At 60.1% G+C, this 1,694-nt stretch carries 1 protein-coding gene; it reads left to right on the forward strand.

Annotated features, from left to right (window positions below):
* The first annotated feature begins 356 nt into the window (after window positions 1–356).
* Window positions 357–1,436, forward strand: a complete 1,080-nt coding sequence (locus tag NKH28_RS34245; RefSeq protein WP_352921326.1) for an alpha/beta hydrolase family protein — start codon at window positions 357–359, stop codon at window positions 1,434–1,436.
* Window positions 1,437–1,694: the final 258 nt, after the last annotated feature.

The following is a 1,694-nucleotide window of genomic DNA, read 5'->3' on the forward strand; positions in this document are numbered from 1 at the left end:
CGACATCTGCCGAAATCCGAAATCCCCATAGCCATCGCCTGTGGCCCGCGGGTTCCTTCCTCGGGGACTTTCGTACGCCTGCCGGCGCCCGAAACTCTTCACGGGAGCGGTCCGGCCGGTTCTGGTATGAACGCGTGAGAATGCAGACATTCAATCCGGTGGGTCCGAGTCTCGAACTGACCCGTTCCGCACGTTCCTAAAGCTGCAACTCCTCTCAGTCCACTCAAGCGAAGACTCAGGGCAGCAAAACGATCGAACGTACCATATAGATGGACTGTGGGCAGCACTCGGGCTTGACGTCTTGCCGTCATGGGTGAACGGTAGCGGCAGCCTGGCACCGCGCAGGAAGGCACGTTATGATCAAGGCTGTCTTGGGTTTTCTTCTGCTGCCTTGGCTTGTCATCTTGCCCCTGATCGCAGTGACACCCGCGATCGCAACCGATTTCAGCCAGCCCGGTCCTTTCGCGATCGGTATTCAGAAGTTCACGATACCTGACGTGACTGGTGAGCACCCGCTGGAAACATGGGTCTGGTATCCCGCTGCTGGTCCTGCGCCAGCTCCCGCCGGCGCAATCCTGAAGACGACGCCGGAGGCACCGCCGGCAACGACCGGTCCCTATCCGCTGCTTGTGCTGATCCCCGGATCCTCGATGCCGGGCATAGCCTACACCCGCTGGGGCCAGTTTCTCGCGACCTACGGGTTCGTTGTCTTCGCTTCGAGCTATGATACCGGATTCGACGTTCGCCGATTGCTCTATTATCGTTCTGCCAACGTGCTTCGTGTGATCGGCTACGCCGATACACTGACAGCCCCGGGTGGCAAACTCGCTGGACTCATAGATACCTCCCACATCGGCGTCTGGGGGCATTCATCGGGCGGAGCGACTGCGCTCCAGGCGGGAGGCGCTCGGGTCGACTTTAAAGCCCTGGATAGCTGGTGCGCTGCAAATGAGGCCCAGAAGTATGGCGACTCATGCCAATTTGTAGGTTTCGAGCCAACGATTGCCAAACTCTACGGCGCTGCGGACCCGTTTGCGGAGCCGATGCCACCCATTTGGGATAGCCGCGTGGCGGCGCTCGTTCTCGCAGCTCCGGGCGGCGAGCTGCAGGTATTCGGCGCCACTGGCATTGCGGCTGTCAAAGTGCCGACGCTCATACTGGTCACTTCTGACGACGAGATGGTGAAGCCGGAATTCAATGCCCTATGGGCGCATGATAGCATCGGAAGTCGAGATAAGGCGTTGGCCGTATTCGACAAGGGTGGGCACATGATGTTCGCATACGGTTCCGGTTCCGGTCCGCAGTTCGATCAAGCCAAGACGCTGACCGCGGCATTCTTCCTCAGTATTCTAAAAGGTGATCCCATGGGGCAGGCGGCGCTGCGACCCGGCGAGGCGTCGTTTCCGGGCCTCCACTATAAAACGACCTTCCACTGAGCCGACCGGACTCGTTGCTGGACAGGTGGAGGCGCTCGTGTGGCCAACGGCAACACGTGGTCCGCTTGTGGCGCAACCGCGATCACCAATGCGGTGGCCGGTAATGTCCTCTTTAAGGCAGTTGCAAAGCTAACTTTGACGACCGACATGAGGCGCATTGCCGTCCGGCAGCCTGTGGGCCGGAAGCGGCCAACCCCAAGTATAGAAATGTCCAACACCGGCCGCCCTTGGCGAGTGTGCTCCACCCATTGCCCTAGC

The sequence above is a fragment of the Mesorhizobium sp. M1227 genome, from assembly GCF_040318315.1.
Taxonomy (GTDB): domain Bacteria; phylum Pseudomonadota; class Alphaproteobacteria; order Rhizobiales; family Rhizobiaceae; genus Mesorhizobium.